The organism is Xanthobacter cornucopiae (assembly GCF_043195065.2).
In the GTDB taxonomy this organism is placed as follows: Bacteria; Pseudomonadota; Alphaproteobacteria; order Rhizobiales; family Xanthobacteraceae; genus Xanthobacter.
The window spans coordinates 2,844,886-2,861,910 of sequence record NZ_CM195531.1; the positions used below are offsets into that span (position 1 = coordinate 2,844,886).

A 17,025-nucleotide genomic window follows, 5' to 3' on the forward strand; every position below is an offset into this window, starting at 1 on the left:
CGCACAGCCCCGGGCCGCCACAGGCGACCCCGCCCGTCAGGAGGCCGCGCCCTTGGACCACCCCCGGATCGACTGGGACGATCTGCGCGTCTTCCTGGCCATCGCCCGGGACGGCTCGCTCACCGCCGCCGCGGCGCGGCTGCGCCTGAGCCAGCCCACCGCCGGGCGGCGGCTGAAGCGGCTGGAGGACGCCTGCGGCCTCGCCCTGTTCCAGCGCACCCCCGCCGGACTGGTGCTGACCGAGGACGGCATGCGCGTGCGCGACATCGCCGGCCGGATGGAGGACCAGGCGCAGGCGCTGGGCCGCTTCCTGGCGGGGACCGAGCAGGCGCTCGAAGGCACGCTCAAGGTGTCCTCGTCCGAATGGTTCCTGCATCATGTGCTGGCGGCTCCCCTCGCCGCCTTCACCGCGCGCCACCCCGGCCTGACACTCGAGCTGGCGGCCGAAGCGCGGCTGCTGGACCTCGACCGGCGCGAGGCTGACCTGGTGTTCCGCTTCCGGCCGTTCGCCTCGCCGGACATCGTCCAGCGCCGGTTCACCACCGTCGGCTATGGCCTTTATGCGGCGCCGGCGGAGGATCTGCCGGGCATCCCTGCCCCGCGGCCTCAGCCCCATGGGCGGGGCCATCGCCTCATCACCCTGGAGACCAGTTTGGATGCCGCCGCGGACATGCGCTGGCTGCGCCACCACCTGCCCGAGGCCACGGTGAGCCTGCGCAGCAACAGCCGCGCACTTCAGGCGCTGGCCTGCCGGCAGGGCGCGGGGCTGGCGGTGCTTCCCCACCGCCTCGCCGCCAGCGCCGGCCTGACCCGGATCGACGACCACGGCGCCCCACCCGACAAGGACGTGTTCGTGGGCTACCATCGCGATCTGCGCAACCTGCCGCGCCTCAGGCTGCTGCTCGCCCATCTGGAGCAGACGGTTCCCGACCGGGTCTGAGCCCGGCGGCGCCATTCATCCGCGCATGCGCCATATACGGCGTTGGCGGTGGCGCCCCACGCCGGCCAGGTGGATGGTGCCGCCACCACGACAGACCCTGGAGCGCCGCGCATGAAAGCCATCGGCTACTACACCCCCGGCCCCATCGACCGCGCCGACGCGCTGGTCGATCTCGACCTCCCCATGCCCGTTCCGGGCCCGCGCGACCTGCGGGTCGAGGTGAAGGCGATCTCCGTCAACCCCGTTGACGTGAAGGTGCGCGCCACGGCGCAGCCGGAGGCCGGACAGCCCCGCATCCTGGGCTGGGACGCCGCCGGCATCGTCGAGGCGGTGGGCGCCGAGGTGAGCCTGTTCCGCCCCGGCGACGCGGTGTGGTACGCTGGCGACATCACCCGGCCCGGCACCAATGCCGCCTTCGCCCTGGTGGACGAGCGCATTGCCGCGCTGAAGCCGGCGCGCCTCGGCTGGGAGGACGCGGCGGCCCTGCCCCTCACCGCCATCACTGCCTGGGAGCTGCTGTTCACCCGGCTCGGCGTGCCCTACGGCCGCAAGACCGGCGGCGGCACCCTGCTGGTGGTGAACGGCGCCGGCGGCGTCGGCTCGATCCTGATCCAGCTCGCCCGCCGGCTCACCGGGCTGACGATCATCGCCACCGCCTCCCGGCCCGACAGCGTGGACTGGGTCCGCCGCATGGGCGCGCACCATGTCATCAACCACCATGCGCCGCTCGATGCGCAACTGGAGGCCCTCGGCCATCGGGAAGTGGAGCTGGTGGCCAGCCTGACCGGCAGCGAGCGGCAGCTCGCCTATTATCCCGCCCTCATCGCGCCCCAGGGCCGGCTGGCCCTGATCGACGATCCGGCCCGGTTCGACATCGTGCCCTTCAAGCGCAAATCCATCTCCGTGCACTGGGAGCTGATGTTCACCCGGCCCATGTTCGCCACCGCCGACATGATCGAGCAGCATCGGTTGCTGAGCGAGGTGGCGGCGCTGGTGGATGAGGGGCTGATCGTGTCCACCCGCCGCGAGGTGCTGCGCCCCATCTCGGCCGCGACCCTCAAGCTCGCCCATGCCCGCCAGGAAAGCGCCTCAGCCATCGGCAAGACGGTGCTCGCCGGTTTCGAGGACTGAGCCGGGCCCAACGGGCGGCCCCGGCCCTTGACCGGACCGGCGTCCGCGCCGACCGTCATCCGCGCAGAAACCCGGGACACGGCGCGGCAGGACACGCGCCGCGTCACCGCGCCGATCCCGGAGAGGCCGCCATGACCGATGAAACCACTCCTGAAACCGCCGACACCGTCACCCTCATCGCCTATCTGGAGGCAAGGCCCGGCGCCGAGCCGGCCCTTATCGCCGCCATCACCGCGATCCTGCCCGCCGTGCTGGCCGAGGACGGGTGCCTGGATTATCGCGCCCACCTGCTGGCGCAGGCCTCCGGAACAGTGGTGATGTACGAGCGCTGGCGCGACCAGCAGGCGTTCGAAGCCCACGCCGCCGGTCCCGCATTCACCGGCCTCGCGGCACGGTTCGATGATCTGCTCGGCGCCCCGCTGCGGCTGGAGTTCCTCGACCCCCTGTAGCGCCGGCGCGTCCCGCACGCGGCGGCCGCCGCTGGACCAGGGCGTCTCGAACTCCATATAACCGGCAATATGAGACGGGACGCACACAGGCGGAGCAGGCGATGCGACAGGTCGGAGTGATCCTGGGGGACGGCGTCCAGGTCATGGGGCTGGCGGCGATGTCGGCATTCGAGTTCGCCAACATGGAATTGGGACTGGAGGCCTATCGCATCGCCGTCATGTCGGAGCACGGCGGGCCGGTGCGCACCTCCCTCGGCGTGCGCGTCGAGACCGCGCCCCTGGCGGCGGAGCCGCCCGACACGCTGATGGTCGTGGGCGAGCTGGCGCCGCGCGCCCCGCCCCCCGCCGTGCGCGCCTATATCGCCGCCGCCGGCGCGCGCGGAGGCCGCGTGGCCGGCCTGTGCACCGGCGCCTTCGCGCTGGCGGAAGCCGGCCTGCTCGACGGCCGCGCGGCCACCACCCACTGGGCCCATGCCGCCGCCTTGCAACAGCGGTTTCCCGCCGTCCGGGTGGAGCCGGATCGCATCTTCGTTGGCGATGGCAATGTGTGGACCTCCGCCGGCATGAGCGCGGCCATCGACCTGACCCTGGCGCTGATCGAGGACGATCACGGCGCGGCGCTCGCCCGCGCGATCGCGCGCAAGCTGGTGGTCTATCACCGGCGGCCGGGCGGCCAGTCGCAATTCTCGGCGCTGCTGGAGATGGCGCCCCGGTCCGACCGGGTGCAGCGCGCCCTGGCCTATGCCAAGGAGCACCTGCGCAATCCGCTCACGGTGGAGGAGCTGGCGGGAGCCGCCAGCCTCAGCCCGCGCCAGTTCAGCCGGGTGTTTCGGGACGAGACCGGCCAGTCGCCAGCCAAGGCGGTGGAGCGGCTGCGCCTCGAGGCGGCCCGGCTGATGCTGGAAGACGGGCGCCATGCCCTGGACCTGGTGGCCCGCGAAACCGGCTTCGCCGATCGCGACCGCATGCGCCGCGCCTTCCTGCGCTTCTATGGCCAGCCGCCGCAGAGCCTGCGGCGGAGCCTGCGCCTGATCGACGGCGAGGCTCCGCCGCCCGCCACCGGCCGAGGGGTGGCCTAGTTTCCGCCGTCGCCGAGCTTGTCCTGCGTCCTCTGCTCGAAATCGCTGGCGTCATGACGCTCGCGCAGCTGGCCGGAAGGCTCCCCGGAGATGCGGTTGACCATGCGCCCGCGCACCACCGCCGGCCGCGCGGCGATGGCATCGGCCCAGCGCAGCACGTTCCTGTAGTCGCCGACCGAGAGGAACTCGGCCGCGCCGTAGAGCCAGCCCTTCACCAGCCCGCCATACCAGGGGAAGGCGGCGATATCGGCGATGGAATAGGTGTCGCCGGCCAGGTAGGCGCTCTCCCCCAGGCGCCGGTCGAGCACGTCCAGCAGGCGCTTGGCCTCCATGGTGAAGCGGTCGATGGCATATTCGATCTTGGTCGGCGCATAGGCATAGAAGTGGCCGAAGCCGCCGCCGATGTAAGGGGCGCTGCCCATCTGCCAGAACAGCCAGGAAAGGCACTCGGCCCGCTCCGCCGGCGCGGCCGGCAGCAGCGCGCCGAACTTCTCCGCCAGATAGAGCAGGATGGCGCCGGATTCGAACACCCGCACCGGCTCCGGCCCCGAACGGTCCAGCAGCGCCGGAATCTTGGAGTTGGGATTGACGGCGACGAAGCCGCTGGAGAACTGGTCGCCCTCGTTGATGCGGATCAGCCAGGCATCGTATTCGGCGCCCACATGGCCAAGCGCCAGCAGCTCCTCGAGCAGAATGGTGACCTTCTGGCCGTTGGGCGTCGCCAGCGAATAGAGCTGGAGCGGGTGCCGGCCCACGGGAAGCTCCTTCTCGTGGGTCGCCCCCGCCACCGGACGGTTGATGTTGGCGAACCGGCCGCCGCTCGCCTTGGTCCAGGTCCAGACGGCGGGCGGAATGTACTCGGGAAGGTCAACCATCGGCTGTCTCCGGAAGATGCGGGCGGGGGTCCCGCGGACAGGGATCGCGCGGGCGATTCGGCGCCGCGCCATGAAATCACAGACCGGGCGGCAACGGCACGACACCGGACGAGGCACGGCGGATGCGGTGGCCTCAGTCTCCACCCTCGCCGCGGCATCGGGTGTTCCCGCGTCGTGCGCCAGCACCGCGCGGGGGCCCGCCCCTTTGGCCGCAGGGCGGTGGAGTGAAGCCAAGGAGGCCGATCATCGCTGAGGGCGCGCCGTCCGCCCCGACCGCACACGGCCCGGCCCGGCCGGGCCGCATCGACAGCCCGCCCCCTCACCAGGCGCCCCTTCGTACCCAGCCGGTCGAAGGCTGCGCCACCGAACTCGCAGGGTGGCGGGCAGGGCCAGACGGCGGGCATGGGCGAGTGGCGGGCATGGACGAGTGGCGGGCATGGGCAGCCGGCGACGCGCCCCGGCCTGCCCCTTGCGACGTGCCGCTCCGGCGGCCGCGCTCAGGCCCGCGCCAGACCGAAATGGTCGCGCAGGGTGGTGCCGTCATAGGCCTCACGAAACAGGCCGCGCCGACGCAGCAGCGGCACCACCTCGTCCACGAAGGATTCGAGGCCCGACGGCAGCACGTCCGGCATCACGTTGAAGCCATCCACCGCACCGGCGCGGAACCAGGTCTCGATGCCATCGGCGATCTGCTCGGGGGTGCCCACCACCACCCGGTGATGGGTGCCGCCGCGCTGGTAGCGGATCAGTTCGCGCACCGTCCACCCGTGCGCGCGGGCCAGCCGGGTGGTGCCGAGGAAGAAGGTCTGGATTCCGTTTTCCGGCAATTTCAGGTCGTCCGGCAACGGCTTGTCCGGATCGAGGGTGGCCGGGTCGACACCCAGGGTGCCGGCCAGCCGCGCCAGCCCCAGTTCCAGCGGCAGCAGGTCCCAGATCTCCTGCTCGCGGCGGCGCGCCTCCTCCTCGGTTCCGCCGATGATGGTGACGAGGCCCGGGAACACCAGCACCGAAGCCGGATCGCGGCCGTGGGCGGCGGCCCGCTCCCGCAGCGTGCGGGAATAGGACACCGCGTCGTCGAGCTCGTGCGCCAGGGCGAACACCGCGTCGGCATGCCGGGCGGCCAGGTCCGTGCCCTCCGCCGACCCCCCGGCCTGCACGATCACCGGCCGGCCCTGCGGCCCCTTCGGCACGTTCAGCGGACCGCGAATGGTGAAATGGGCGCCGGAAAAGCCCACTTCCCGCACCTTGGAGACATCAATGAAGCGCCCGCCGGCCTGGTCGCCGATCACCGCATCGTCGTCCCAACTCGACCACAGCGCCTTGATGGCGGAGGTGAATTCATCGGCACGGGCATAGCGCTCGGCGTGCGGCACCACGTCGGAGCGGCCGAAATTCAAGGCCGAGCCGCGATCGGCGGAGGTGACGATGTTGATGCCGATGCGCCCCCGGCTCGCATGGTCGAGGGTGGCGAAGCGGCGGGCGATGTTGAACGGCTCGTTGAAGCTGGACGAGATGGTGGCGATGAGGCCGATATGACGGGTGTGCGCCGAGATGACCGCGAGCGCGATGGTCGGCTCCAGCGACTGGAACGGCGCGAAGTCCGGCCGGCCGGTAAGGGCCGGGAAATCCGCCAGGAACACCGAATCGAACGTGCCCTTTTCCGCCAGCTGCGCGACGCGGATGTAATAATCGATATCGAAGAAGGCCTTGGGATCGTTGCCCGGCCAGCGCCAGGCCGACCCCACGGTGCCGGCATTGAGAAAATTCAGGTTGAGATGCAGGCGGCGGTGATCGTCCGGCATGGGTGCATATTTCCTTGTCCTCGGACCGGGCCGGCGGCGGCCTGGGCGGCCCCGGGGACGGCGAACATCTCGTCACCGGCCGGCCACGGCGCGGCATCGGCGTGCCGTTTCGGGCGAGAGCCTGGATCATAAAAAATATAATATCAATTGATTTAATTTACATTCTATGTCGCCATTTTTACGGAAGTCGCCACCGACGCTGCGGAGAGGGGTTGCCCCCTGCTCTGCGGCAAGCGCGGGCCGGGAACGGGCGCTACGATGCGTGGCATCCTTGCGCCCCTATATAATATATAATTTCAATCGAATTTATTGACTATTTGGCGGGACCGTGATCGCATGCGCCGGCGCACAGGAGAGAGCCTTGCCCGTCCACATGCCCCATGTCCCGTCGCGGCGCCGCGCGTTGCGTGTCCGCACTTCCGCCCGGCTGGCCCGCGGCCTGCTGGCGGGAAGCCTGCTCGCCTCGGCACCCCTCGGCGCGGCGCTGGCGGCCGAGCCCCAGCCGGCGGCAGCCCAGCCGAACGCCGGCGGCACCATTCGCTACGGTCATTTCCAGGAGCCACCCTGCCTCTACGGCGGCTGGATCCAGCAATGGTACCTGCAGCGCCAGTATGGCGACAATCTCGTCGCGCGCGGCGCGGACGGCGCCATCCACCCCTGGCTCGCCTCCAGCTGGTCCCTCTCCGACGACAGGACCACCTACACGTTCGAGCTGCGTCCCGGCGTCAAGTTCCACGACGGCACGCCCCTGGACGCGGCCGCGGTGGCCACCAATTTCAACACTTGGCTCAGCAAGGACCCGCTCACCCGCAACAATGCCTCGGTGGTCTATTTCGGCGAGCAGTTCAAATCCGCCACCGCCACCGGCCCGCTCACGGTCCGCGTGGAGCTGAAGGAGCCCTACCAGCCGTTCCTCGACGTGCTGACCCACGCCACCCACATCATCCTTTCGCCCACCGCCCAGGCCCGCGGACAGCAGGCCAATTGCGAGCAGCCGGTCGGCTCCGGCCCCTTCATCGTCGACACCTGGAACCACGGCCAGGACGTGGTGTTCCGCCGCAATCCCGACTACGCCTGGGCCCCGGCCACCGCCCGGCACCAGGGGCCGGCCCATGCCGAGCGGCTGGTGTGGAAGTTCCTGAAGGACCCGACCCTGCGCTACGGCTCGCTGAAGGCGGGCGAATCCGACGTCATCTACGACGTGCCGGCGGTCAACTGGGCCGACGCGCAGAAGAATTTCCAGATCGTCAGCCACATCACCGGCGGCTCGCCGCTGCGCTTCCAGCTCAACACGGCGCGCCCGCCGTTCGACGATCCACGCGTGCGCCGCGCCTTCGCCCATGCCGCCGACCGCCGCGCGGCGGTGGAGGCCGCGTTCCAGGGCCAGACCCCGTTCGAGGGCAACGGCGCCTTGAGCCAGAGCGCCCCCGAATACGTGCAGGCCCTGGCCGACAGCTATCCCTACGACCCGAAGAAGGCGGCCGAACTGCTGGATGCCGCCGGCTGGACCGCCCGCGACGCCAAGGGCATCCGCCAGAAGGACGGCAAGCCGCTGCTGGTGCGCGTGGTCTATTCGCAATCCCACGTCACCCTGGACGCCGCCCAGGCCCTGCAGATCATCCAGGAGCAAGCCCGCGAGGCCGGCTTCCAGGTGGAGCTGAAGCCGGTGACCCAGGCCGACTGGTACGCCGGCAAGAATCGCGGCCCGGCCGATTACGAGATCCAGCCCGCCTATTGGACCGCCGCCACCGCCCAGATCTTCCGCGTGTCGTGGCGCCCCGACGCGGGCGAATGGAAGAACGCCAACAATGTCTCGCGCTACCAGGATGCCGACCTGTGGCGGGTCATCCAGGAGGCCGACGGCGCGTTCGACGACGCCCGCCGCACCGCGCTCTACGGCGAGGTACAGAAGCGCCTGGTGGAGGAGGCGCCGGTGATCGGCTTCACCGTGCTGCCGGTGGTGCTGGCCTCCCAGCCGCGTCTCCACGACGTCTGGCTGTCGCCGGCGGTGGGCGAGCCGGTGTTCCACGACGCCTGGCTCGAGAAATAGGCGCGCGGCATGTCCATCTTCGACATCGAGCTGGAGGCCACCGCCCCCGCCGCCGACCTCCGGCGCACGGCGGCGCGCCGCCTCGGCCGCCTCGCGCGGGCGGCACTGTCGGCGGTGGCGGTGGTCTGGGTCGCCGCCAGCTTCACCTTCCTGGTGCAGGCCCTGCTGCCCGGCGATCGCGCGGTCATCCTCATCAACATCGTCGCCGGCACCATCACCAATCCGACCCCGGAGCAGATCGCCGCGGTCAACGCCCAATACGGCTTCGATGCGCCGCTCTACGTGCAATACCTGCGCTATATTGGCGGGCTGGCGGTGGGCGATCTCGGCATGTCCTATCTCCAGCACAAGCCGGTGCTGGAGGTGATCGGGGCACAGGTCCTGCCCACCGTGGTGCTGGCCTTGAGCGCGCTGGCCACCGCCTGGATGATCGCCATCGCCCTGACGCTGGCCGCCGCCGGACGTCCCGGGTTCGCCTCCCGGCTCGCCACCGGCGCCCAGATCCTGCTGGCCACCGCCCCACCCTATTGGCTCGGCACCCTGCTGCTGGTGCTGTTCGCGGTGAAGCTCGGCCTGTTCCCGGTGGAGGGGCGCAACAGCCTCGCCGGCCTGGTGCTGCCCACCCTGTCGCTGGCGCTGCCGCTGGCGGGCTTCATCGGCCAGGCGATCCAGGACGAGTTCGCGCGGGTGCTGGAACAGCCGTTCGTCACCTCCGCCCGCACCCGGGGCATGAGCGACCTTGGGGTGCGGCTCGGCCACGTGCTGCGCCATGCGGTGCTGCCGGGCATCAGCCTGTCCGGCTGGGCGGTGGGCAAGCTCCTGTCGGGGGCGGTGCTGGTGGAGGCGGTGTTCGCCCGCCAGGGCATCGGCGGCATCCTCGTGAACGCCACCTCGGCCCGCGACGTGCCGGTGGTGTCGGGCATCGTGGTGCTGTCTGCGGCGGCCTACGTGATCATCAACATGGGGGTGGACGCCATCTACCGGCTGGTGGACCGCAGGATCGCGCTGCCATGAAACTCCCGTCATGAGCCTCGCCCCCCTCCATCCCGCCGCCCCGCCCCCCCTGGCGGTTGCCCGCGCCCTGCTGCGGCGGAGCCTCGCCGGGCTGGGCCGCGTGCCCCTGGGGCCGGCGGTCGCCGCCCTGGTGGTGGCGGTCTATCTCGTCGCCGCGCTGGCGCCGGACCTGCTGCAGACCCACGGGCCGTTCAAGATCGACCTCAAGGCGATCCTGCTGCCGCCCTCCCCCGACCACTGGTTCGGCACCGACCAGACCGGGCGCGACCTCTATTCCCGCGTCATCGCCGGCGCCGGCCAGTCGCTCGCGCTGGGTCTTGCCGCCACCGCCCTGAGCCTTGCCATCGCGCTCGCCTTCGGGCTCACCGCCGGCCTCGCCGGCGGCGACGTGGATCTGGTGATCGCCCGGTTCCTCGACGTGCTGTTCTCGTTCCCCACCCTGTTCCTGGCGCTCCTGTTCCTGGCCGTGTTCGGCACCTCCATCACCACCCAGGTGGTGGCGGTGGGCGTCGGCACGGCGCCCGGCTACGCGCGGATGATTCGCGGCCAGGTGCTGGCGGTGAAGGGCGCCGGCTATGTGGAGGCCGCGCGCGTGCTCGGCCATCCGCCCTGGCGCATCGCCCTCAGGCACATCGTGCCCAACGCGCTGCGGCCGCTGGTGGTGCTGATGACGCTCGGGGTGGGCCAGTCCATCGTCTGGGCCTCGGGCCTCGCCTTCCTGGGCCTCGGCGTCGCGCCGCCCTCGCCGGAATGGGGGGCGCTGCTGGATGCGGGACGCAACTACGCCATCCGCGCCTGGTGGCTGGAACTCATGCCCGGGCTTGCCATCGTCGGCTTCGCCCTGGCCGTCACCGTGCTCGGCCGCCACCTGCGCGACCGGCTGGAAGGCAAGTAGGGCCCGCCCATGCGCACTGCTGATCCCGCTGCCGACCGTACCGCGCACATCCCCCGACCCGCCGCGCCGCCGGCCGTCCCGCTGGTCGAGGTGCGGGCGCTGCGCGTCGGCTTCGGCCGGGCGGACCGGCCGCCGGCCGTGAAGTCCGTCTCATTCGACCTTCACGCCGGCCGCTGCCTCGCCATCGTCGGCGAATCCGGCTCCGGCAAGAGCGTCACCGCGCGCGCCCTCATCGGCCTCGCCGGCCGGGGCGCGCGGGTGGAGGCCGAGCGGCTGCGCATCCAGGGCCGCGATGTGATCGGCCAATCGGAGCGGGCGTGGCGGGCACTGCGCGGCAGGACCATCGGCTATGTGCTTCAGGACGCCCTGGTCTCGCTCGATCCCCTGAAGACGGTCGGCAGCGAGGTCACCGAGGGCCTGTTCGTGCACGGCGCCGTGCGCCGGGGCGAGCGCGCCGCCCGCGCCGCCGAGCTGCTGCGCAGGGTGGGCGTGCCGGACCCGGAGCTCAAGGCCCGCCAGCTCCCTCACGAATTGTCCGGCGGCCAGCGCCAGCGCGCGCTGATCGCCGCCGCCTTGGCGCTCGACCCGGACATTCTGGTCGCCGACGAGCCCACCACCGCCCTCGACGCCACCATCCAGGCCCAGGTGCTGGCGCTGCTGGACGACATCCGCGCCCGTGGCAAGACCCTGGTGCTCATCAGCCACGACCTCGCGGTGGTGGCGCGCATGGCCGACGAGGTGCTCATCATGCGCCACGGCGAGGTGGTGGAGCACGGCCCCGCCGCGAAGGTGTTCGCCGCCCCCGCGCATCCCTACACCCGCGCCCTCATCGACGCGGTCCCCTCCGCCCATTCGCGCGGTGCCCGGCTGGCGCCCGCCGCCGCCCCCCGCTTCCACGCCGCCTCATCGACGCTCGCCCGCCCGGATCGCAGCGCGGCGGCGGTGGTGGCGCGCGCGCCGCTGCTGGCGGCGGACGGGCTGGTGAAGAGCTTCCGCCGCCCGGACGGGTCGTCCGCCGCCGTGGTGCACGACGTGTCCTTCAGCATTGCCCGCGGCGAGGCCCTGGGCATCGTCGGCGAATCCGGTTCCGGCAAGTCCACGGTGGCGCGGCTGGTGCTGGCCCTGGAGACGCCGGACGCCGGCGCCGTGCGCCTCGACGGCCAGCCCTGGTCGGCCCTCGCCGAGGCCGAGCGGCGGCCCCGGCGCCGGGACGTCTCGGTGGTCTACCAGGACCCGCTCAGCCATTTCGACCCGCGCTGGACCGTGGAGCGCATCATCGCCGACGCCTTGCCCCGCGGCGAGGACAGGAGCGCCCGCGCCGCCCGCGTCGGCGAGCTGCTCGATTTGGTGGGCCTGCCGGATGGCTTCCGGGCCCGCCGGCCGCTGGATCTCTCCGGCGGCCAGCGCCAACGCGCCGCCATCGCCCGCGCCATCGCCCCCGGAGCCCGGCTGATCGTCTGCGACGAGCCGGTCTCGGCGCTCGACGTGTCGATCCAGGCCCAGGTGCTCGACCTGCTGGCGGACCTGAAGGCCGAGCTCGGCGTGAGCTATCTCTTCATCTCCCACGACCTCGGCGTGGTCCATCACCTGTGCGACCGGGTGCTGGTGCTGAAGGCGGGGCGGGTGGTGGAGCAGGGCCCCTCCGACGACGTCTTCCTGCGCCCCGTCCATCCCTACACCCGCGAGCTGGTGGCGGCGGTGCCGCGCCTCGGCGCCGGCCGCGCCGCCTGACCATCCCTCCGGCCGCCTGGGAGCACGCCATGAGCGAACTCATCTTCAACGCCTTCGTGATGAACACCGCCTCGCACATCCAGCACGGCCAGTGGCGGCATCCCGACGCGCGCCAGCACGACTTCAACGACGTGCGCCTCTGGATCGAGCTGGGGCGGACCCTGGAAGCCGGCCTGTTCGACGCCATCTTCTTCGCCGACGTGGTGGGCCTCTACGGGCCGCTGCACGGCGACCATGCGGTCAACGCCCGCGAGGGCCTGCAGATTCCCAGCAACGACCCCTCGGTGCTGCTGTCGGCCATCGCCGTGAACACCGAGCATCTGGGGCTCGCCCTCACCAGCTCGGTGCTCCAGGCCCATCCGTTCGAGTTCGCGCGCCGCGCCTCGACCCTCGACCACATCAGCAACGGGCGCCTGGCCTGGAACATCGTCACCTCCACCCAGGAGAACGCCGCCCGCAATTTCGGCTTCGAGCGGCTGGTGGAGCACGACGCGCGCTATCACTGGGCCGAGGAATATACCGACGTCGCCTACAAGCTGTGGGAGGGGTCGTGGGACGAGGGCGCGCTGCTGCGCGACAAGGCGCGCGGCCTGTTCGCGGACCCCGAGCGCATCCACAAGATCTTCCATGTGGGCAAGCGCTACCGGGTGGAAGGCCCGCACCTGCCCTCGCCCTCGCCGCAGCGCACGCCATTCCTGTTCCAGGCCGGCTCATCGCCCGCCGGCCGGCGCTTCGCCGCCCGCCACGCCGAAGGCCAGTTCATCTCCGCCCCCAACCCGAGCGCGGCGGCGGCGCTGATTGGCGAGACCCGGACCCTGGCGCGCGATTTCGGGCGCGACCCCGGGGACATCAAGTTCCTGCAGGGCTTCGCCTTCGTCATCGGCAGCACCGAGGAGGAAGCGCGGCGCAAGGAAGCGGAGCTGGACCAGTATGTGAGCATCGACGGCTTCCTGGCCCACGCCAATCTCGGCGTCTCCCAGGACACCGGCGAGCCCTACCCTCCGGAGACCCTGCTCGCCGACATCAAGACCAATGGCGGGCGCAGCCACATCGAATGGCTGCGCCAGGCTCATCCCGGGCGCGAACCCACGGTAGGCGACCTCGCCCGGCTGGTGGCGCGTCGGCACCAACGCCTGGTCGGCACGCCGCAGAGCCTCGCCGACCAGCTCACCGAATGGCAGCAGGCGGGCATCGACGGCGTCAATGTCATCAACTGGCACCTGCCCGGCTCGTACCAGGAGTTCAACGCGCATCTGCTGCCGGAGCTTCAGAAGCGCGGCCTCGCCAAGCGCGACTATCGGCCCGGCACCCTGCGCGAAAAGCTCACCGGCCGCGCCCGCCTGCCGGCCTCTCACCCTGCGGCCCGCTACCGTGGCTTCTTCAGCCACCCGGCGAAGCCGGCGCCCGCTGGCGCGGCGGCGGAGCTGGTGCCCGGCGAATGAGGCCTGCCGCCCCGATGTTTGCCCGGCGCCGCGCGGGCTTCCCCAAAACGGGGGGCGCTCAACAGGGCGCGCCTGGACGCCACGCGGAATCGAGCAGAGGCCGATGAGTGACGCGCATAGGCTTCGGGCATAAGGCCGGAGGCCGCCGCCCGACCAGGACCAAGCCAATCCGTTCCACGCAGCCCCGCGCCCGGGCATCCCGTGCCGCCGGCAGCCGGCGGCGCGAAACCCGAATACGGAGAACCCGACGCATCGGGCGCGAACCCTCGAGCGGAACGCTTTTGCCGGACCGCCCTAGGCATCGGCCTCATGACGGTTTGATCCAAATGCGGACGGCTGCCCGCTTGAGGGCAGCGAGGAAGTTGTCCGGGGGGCTGTCGCAGCGCGTGGCGAGGCCTCGCATCTACTCGATTCTATTAAAGAAGCGCTCGACGGCGTTTCTCTGGCGATAGAGCCATGGACTGAAGGTGAAGGTGCGCTTGCGGATCGTGCGAGGCGGCACACTGGCAAATCCGCCGCGCTGCGCCGTCTCGGCGCGGATGGCATCGGTGTCATCGGCCTTGCCGACAAGCAGGATGCCGCCCGGTGGGAGGCGGGCCCGCAGTTCGCGCCCGGCCGGCGCGTCACCCGCCTGCCCGGCGGTGAGCAGGAGATGGATCGGCCGGACTTCAGCGTCGACCAGGGCGTGGATCCTAGTGGTCGGCCCGCCCCGGGAGCGTCCCGAGCAAAGATCGTCGGTGCCGCCCTGGCCCCCTTTTTGATGGCGGCGCCGTTCGGGTGGACGCGGACGCAGGAGCTGTCGATCATCACGATGTCGCCGTCATAGGCGGCCAAGATCGCTCCCAGCAGCTTGTCCCAAGCTCCGGCCGCCCGCCAGCAAACGAAACGAGTGTAAAGGGGTGTGCGCGAACCGTGGCGCTCACGCACGTCCCGCACCGGCGCGCCGGTGCGCGACCGTCAGAGAATGCCGTTGATCACCCGCCGGTCCTCCACCCGGGCCACACCGCGCGGCTTGTTCGGCAACAGCGGGCGATGATCGCCCATTCCTCGTCGGTCCGTTGGTGCCGTCGCATCTCTCTCCCCTATCGGGAGAGGTTGAATCACGCGCCTAGAGCATTTTCCGCTCGCCCTGGCTCACGGAAATCACTCTAGAACTTTGTATTGACGCGTTTTCTTCACGCGAACCGGTATCCACGTCGCTCGAAAACGCTCTAGCCAGCGCGCAAATTTATGCGGCCACCACCTAGGCTGAACACTCTTGCCGGATGGCGCGCTCCCGGCCCGTTTCGCCCCGACGCGGTGCCCATGGGACAAAGGACATGGGACCGAGGATCGGAAGGCATGGCATCCGGGGAGCCCCCAGCCGGCGCGGCAAAAGGAAGACAGGCGCCAAGAGCCACGCCCGCCGACGATGGACGATGCCGGCACGCCACGCCGGCGACGCTCCTGCCCAAGCCGGCTGCGCTGACGACGGCGCGGCACCGGCCGGCATCAAGGCCGGGCGGACGGTTCGCGCGCTCCATCTCCGGCCGCCTGGCGAAAGCGGGCGCGCGGCGCGCCGGCCTCGGCCGATGGGGGTGGCGCTCATGGCGCACGGCGGCTGAGTCGCCGTGCCGCGAAACCCGCAAACCAACCGTACCGCCCGCGCGCGGAGCGGCGCAGGCCGCCGGCCAGGCTCAGGCCACGCCCATCTTCGCGAGATAGCCCTCGATAAGCGGCACGTCGGAGGGATTGTTCAGTTCCCAGAAGGCGGCGCCCCGGCCTTCCACCTCCACCGCCGCGATCGGGAAGCCGTGCTCCAGGAAGCGGAGCTGCTCCAGCCCCTCCAGGCCCTCCAGAACGCCCATCTCCATGCCCGCATAGGCCTCGAGCGCCGGGCGCCGATAGGCGTAGAGGCCCACGTGGTGGAACACCGGCACCACCCCGTCCACCTTGGCCTTGCCGTTGGTGAAGGGAATCACTTCCTTGGAGAAATAAAGCGCGTTGCCGGCGCGGTCGAACACCACCGTGGTCGCGCCGACGCGGCCGGCGCGGCGGTCGGCCAGGAAGTTCTCCAGCGCCTCCTCGTCACACCTCAGCACCGGCGTCGCCACCTGGCGCGAGGGCACGTCGCGCATGGCCTTCACCAAGGCGGTGACGAAATGGGGCGGGGTGAGGGGCGCGTCGCCCTGCAGGTTGACGATGATCTCGGACGAGATGCCGGCCCGGGCTACCGCCTGGGCCACCCGCTCCGTGCCGTTGCGGCACCCCACATCGGTCATGATGACCGGAGTTGAAAGCCGCTCAGCCTCGGCGGCGATGCGGGCGTCGTCGGTCGCCACATACACATTGGCGCCATCAGCGCCGGCCCGCGCCGCCAGGATCGAACGCTCCAGCAGGCTGCGCGCCACGCCGGTGGCCCCCACCAGGGTCGCCAGCGGCTTGCCTGGATAACGACTGGACGCATATCGCGCCGGGATGATGATTGCGACGTCGCTCATTGCAGCACCTGCCCGCAAGACTTTGAAATTCGTTGAAAATCGGCCCATCGGATCGCCCCGTGGCGCGTGGCGCCCACCCCGGAAGCATCCCGGCCGCCGCTGTCATCGCCTGCGCGGCAAGCCGCCATCGGCGGCGCGCCGCGACCGGCCGGGCAAGCCAATTCCCGGCCGGCCCCTCGGGGGGTCGCAGGACCTGTGAAAGCCGCCCGCGCAACGGAGCCGAACGCCACCTCGGCGGCCGGCTGCAATTCCGCCTCAGAAGCTGGCGGTGAGCGCCCGCGCCTTGGCGATGGCGTCCAGCGCCGTCAGATCGCGCAGCAGCGGCCCGATCCATTCCAGCGGCAGCATGTTCGGTCCATCGGACGGCGCATGGTCGGGATCGTTGTGGGCCTCGGCGAACACCGCCGCGACACCGACCGCCACCGCTGCGCGGGCGAGGGCCGGGGCGAAATCCCGCTTGCCGCCGGACGATCCGCCACGCCCGCCCGGCTCCTGCACGGAATGGGTGGCGTCGAAGACGATGGGATAGCCGGTCTGGGCCATGATCGGCAGGCCGCGGAAATCGCTCACCAGCGTATTGTAGCCGAACGAGGTGCCGCGATCGCACAACAGAATGCGCTCGTTGCCCGTGGAGGCGATCTTGTCCGCCACGTTGGCCATGTCCCAAGGCGCCAGGAACTGGCCCTTCTTCACATTGACCACCGCCCCGGTCTCGCCGGCGGCGAGCAGCAGGTCGGTCTGGCGGCACAGGAAGGCCGGGATCTGGATGATGTCCACCACCTTGCCGGCGATCCTCGCCTGCTCGATGTCGTGGATGTCGGTCAGCACCGGGCAGCCGAACTCGGCGCGCACCTCGGCCAGGATCTTCAGGCCCTCGTCGATGCCGATGCCGCGATGCCCCTTCAGCGAGGTGCGATTCGCCTTGTCGTAGGACGCCTTGAAGATGAAGGGCACGCCCGCCTTGTCGGTCTCGTCCTTGAGCACCTGGGCAATGCGGAAGGCATGCTCCCGGCTCTCGATCTGGCACGGGCCGGAGATGAACGCGAACGCGAGGTCGTTCCCGAAGGTCACGTTGCCTGCGGTCACATGTTTTGCCGTTTCACTCATCCTGCCCCCATCGTCGGCCAGCCATGCGGC

General features: G+C 70.9%; 13 protein-coding genes and 1 pseudogene. 9 read left to right on the forward strand and 5 right to left on the reverse strand.

Features of this window, described 5'->3' with window-relative positions; all coding sequences use genetic code 11:
- The first annotated feature begins 52 nt into the window (after window positions 1-52).
- The 4 genes from V5F53_RS12510 (at window position 53) to V5F53_RS12525 (ending at window position 3,599) form a co-directional block, all read left to right on the forward strand.
- Window positions 53-940: a LysR family transcriptional regulator gene (locus tag V5F53_RS12510; RefSeq protein WP_393997769.1), complete on the forward strand. Its 888-nt coding sequence runs from the start codon at window positions 53-55 to the stop codon at window positions 938-940.
- A 111-nt stretch (window positions 941-1,051) separates the two neighbouring features.
- Complete coding sequence (locus V5F53_RS12515; RefSeq protein ID WP_393997770.1) at window positions 1,052-2,071, forward strand: zinc-binding alcohol dehydrogenase family protein; 1,020 nt, start codon at window positions 1,052-1,054, stop codon at window positions 2,069-2,071.
- Between the two features lie 131 nt (window positions 2,072-2,202).
- Window positions 2,203-2,520, forward strand: a complete 318-nt coding sequence (locus tag V5F53_RS12520; protein ID WP_393997771.1) for a putative quinol monooxygenase — start codon at window positions 2,203-2,205, stop codon at window positions 2,518-2,520.
- A 101-nt stretch (window positions 2,521-2,621) separates the two neighbouring features.
- The gene (locus V5F53_RS12525) at window positions 2,622-3,599 is read left to right on the forward strand and encodes a GlxA family transcriptional regulator (protein WP_393997772.1); all 978 of its coding nucleotides are present in this window, start codon (window positions 2,622-2,624) and stop codon (window positions 3,597-3,599) included.
- Here the strand turns inward: V5F53_RS12525 and yghU are convergent.
- Window positions 3,596-4,474 (reverse strand): glutathione-dependent disulfide-bond oxidoreductase, encoded by an 879-nt coding sequence (gene yghU, locus V5F53_RS12530; RefSeq protein ID WP_393997773.1) that lies wholly within the window; start codon window positions 4,472-4,474, stop codon window positions 3,596-3,598. The two genes, V5F53_RS12525 and yghU, sit on opposite strands and share 4 nt — an antisense overlap.
- A gap of 497 nt (window positions 4,475-4,971) precedes the next feature.
- The gene (locus V5F53_RS12535) at window positions 4,972-6,276 is read right to left on the reverse strand and encodes an LLM class flavin-dependent oxidoreductase (protein WP_393997774.1); all 1,305 of its coding nucleotides are present in this window, start codon (window positions 6,274-6,276) and stop codon (window positions 4,972-4,974) included.
- A 361-nt stretch (window positions 6,277-6,637) separates the two neighbouring features.
- On the opposite strand from V5F53_RS12535, the gene V5F53_RS12540 reads away from it, so the two are divergent.
- From V5F53_RS12540 to V5F53_RS12560, 5 genes are read left to right on the forward strand one after another with little or no spacing between them, the layout of a single operon-like run.
- Window positions 6,638-8,326, forward strand: coding sequence for an ABC transporter substrate-binding protein (locus V5F53_RS12540; RefSeq protein WP_393997775.1), 1,689 nt, complete (start codon window positions 6,638-6,640; stop codon window positions 8,324-8,326).
- 9 nt (window positions 8,327-8,335) lie between these two features.
- Window positions 8,336-9,340, forward strand: a complete 1,005-nt coding sequence (locus V5F53_RS12545; RefSeq protein WP_393997776.1) for an ABC transporter permease — start codon at window positions 8,336-8,338, stop codon at window positions 9,338-9,340.
- A 10-nt stretch (window positions 9,341-9,350) separates the two neighbouring features.
- Entirely contained in the window at window positions 9,351-10,235 is an 885-nt protein-coding gene (locus V5F53_RS12550; RefSeq protein ID WP_393997777.1) for an ABC transporter permease, read from the forward strand.
- Window positions 10,236-10,244: 9 nt separating this feature from the next.
- A complete protein-coding gene (locus tag V5F53_RS12555) occupies window positions 10,245-11,966 on the forward strand; it encodes a dipeptide ABC transporter ATP-binding protein (protein ID WP_393997778.1) in 1,722 nt (573 codons plus the stop codon).
- A 29-nt stretch (window positions 11,967-11,995) separates the two neighbouring features.
- Complete coding sequence (locus tag V5F53_RS12560; protein WP_393997779.1) at window positions 11,996-13,408, forward strand: NtaA/DmoA family FMN-dependent monooxygenase; 1,413 nt, start codon at window positions 11,996-11,998, stop codon at window positions 13,406-13,408.
- 307 nt (window positions 13,409-13,715) lie between these two features.
- On the opposite strand, the pseudogene V5F53_RS12565 reads toward V5F53_RS12560, so the two are convergent.
- The 3 genes and pseudogenes from V5F53_RS12565 to kdsA all read right to left on the reverse strand — a co-directional run bounded on the left by V5F53_RS12565 (window position 13,716) and on the right by kdsA (window position 16,995).
- A pseudogene (locus V5F53_RS12565) lies at window positions 13,716-14,481 on the reverse strand (IS5 family transposase).
- A gap of 603 nt (window positions 14,482-15,084) precedes the next feature.
- Entirely contained in the window at window positions 15,085-15,888 is an 804-nt protein-coding gene (locus V5F53_RS12570) for a 3-deoxy-manno-octulosonate cytidylyltransferase (RefSeq protein ID WP_393997780.1), read from the reverse strand.
- A 255-nt stretch (window positions 15,889-16,143) separates the two neighbouring features.
- Window positions 16,144-16,995, reverse strand: coding sequence for a 3-deoxy-8-phosphooctulonate synthase (gene kdsA, locus V5F53_RS12575; RefSeq protein WP_393997781.1), 852 nt, complete (start codon window positions 16,993-16,995; stop codon window positions 16,144-16,146).
- Between the last annotated feature and the right edge of the window lie 30 nt (window positions 16,996-17,025).